Here is a 1,806-nt window from a genome sequence, read left to right as displayed (position 1 = left end):
GGAGCCATTCCTGTAATGAATGAATTCGAGGTTTGAATGAAAAAAGTACCTTCTGTATACTGGGGAACGTTCCGACCAAAGAACAAATCCCAGCGCAGGAGGCACTCTACAATGAAGTATAAACACGCCAGGAAACAGAATCAACGAATTCAACAAATTACCGAATCAACTCTTGTTGTCGGGGCCGACATTGCCAAGAAAACACATGTCGCCAGAGCCGTCGATTTCCGCGGAATCGAGCTCGGTAAAGACTGCGTGTTCGGCAATGATCATCAAGGCTTAACGAAACTTGTAACGTGGATGAAGGAGCTTCAGCGGCGACATCACAAGACGGAAATCGTCTTGGGGATCGAGCCCACCGGACACTACTGGTTTCCACTGGCTGAATATCTGCAGCGTGAAGGCGTAAGAGTCGTCGTTGTTAACCCGCATCACGTAAACAAGAGCAAAGAGCTTGAGGACAACTCACCGACCAAGAACGATTACAAAGACGCCAAGGTTATCGCCGATCTGGTGCGGGGTGGGAAATACAGCGAGCCTAAATTGCCGATGAACGTCTACGCAGATCTTCGGATCCTGATGAATCTTCGGGAGAAGGTCATGGTTAACTTCGGCCAAGTCCAGCGCCGCATTCAGAATTGGTTAGACCGCTTCTTTCCGGAGTATGGCCAGGTGTTTAAGGACTGGGAGGGCAAGGCTTCGCTGATTACGCTGAGTGAATTCCCGACTCCGAGCGAGATTGTGGCGCTAGGTGTGGGCGCAATCGTGCGTCGTTGGAAAGAAGACGTAAAGCGCGCCGTCGGTCCCAAACGAGCGTCGCAGTTGCTTGAAACGGCGAGAACCTCCATCGGCCTTAAACAAGGACTGGCAGCAGCGAAAATCGAGCTGAAGACTCTTCTGGAGCAATACGAGATGTTCGCCAAGCAGCTTGAGGACATCATGATGGAAGTGGAGCGTTTGTTAGCTCAAATTCCGGGAACGAAAGAAATGCTGACCATCCCTGGTGTTGCCATCGTGACGCTCGCCGGCTTCCTGGCTGAAGTCGGGGACCTTAGTGGTTACGACCACGGCCAGCAGATTATTCGGCTCGCTGGCTTAAATCTAAAAGAAAACAGCTCTGGCAAGAAGAAAGGCAAATCGACGATTACAAAGCGTGGCAGATCCAGGCTTCGGGCTTTGTTGTTCCGAGCGGTGATGCCGATGGTGACGAAGAACGCCGAGTTTAAGGCGTTGCACCAGTACTTCACGAAGCGAAGTCACAACCCGCTGAAAAAGAAGCAATCCATTGTGGCGCTCTGTGGTAAATTAATCCGAGTATTGTACACGCTAGGCACCAAACGCATTCCGTACCAGCCATCCGATGTTCTGGGGCCGGTACGTCAGGCCCAGTTACAGATGGCAGCTTAATTCAAACCATTTTCACGTTTCTCACACAGAACTTGAAATAAACCAACGACAATTGAAGCACGGAGCAGCCGTAGGATCTATTTCCATAAGGGCAACGACCCAGTAAAGGAGCAAGGAAACGGCGTCCACACCTCGAGAGGCAGAACGAAGGAATGTAAGGGCTAAGACCCAGCGTGACATGGGAGGGTAAGCCGTCGGGGGAATAGAGTGGATATCCAGAGTGCGGTCATACGACTCATCCATAGATTGGGGACAGCGTCCCAACCTCTATTCCCGCCTCCGGCTCCTCCAGAAAATTATGTCATAGCTACATGACTTATCCATCTTTCAGGATGGTCGATGGTTGAAAATCTAAGAACGAGTGAGAAAACGCGAGAAAACATTAAATAATAGTGGGAG

1 protein-coding gene is annotated in these 1,806 nt (G+C 50.6%); it reads left to right on the top strand.

The features are described 5' to 3' along the window. Positions 1-111 precede the first annotated feature (111 nt). Complete coding sequence (locus FE781_RS17260; protein WP_019004814.1) at positions 112-1,407, top strand: IS110 family RNA-guided transposase; 1,296 nt, start codon at positions 112-114, stop codon at positions 1,405-1,407. The last annotated feature ends 399 nt before the right edge of the window (positions 1,408-1,806 follow it).

Source organism: Paenibacillus thermoaerophilus (assembly GCF_005938195.1).
GTDB lineage: Bacteria > Bacillota > Bacilli > Paenibacillales > Reconciliibacillaceae > Paenibacillus_W > Paenibacillus_W thermoaerophilus.
Note: the sequence above shows the minus strand (reverse complement) of the source record. Positions and strands in the feature narration are given on the sequence as shown.

What these genes read in the sequence shown, in the direction of transcription:
- FE781_RS17260 (WP_019004814.1), top strand. Translation starts at nt 112, where the DNA reads ATGAAGTATAAACACGCCAGGAAACAGAATCAACGAATTCAACAAATT.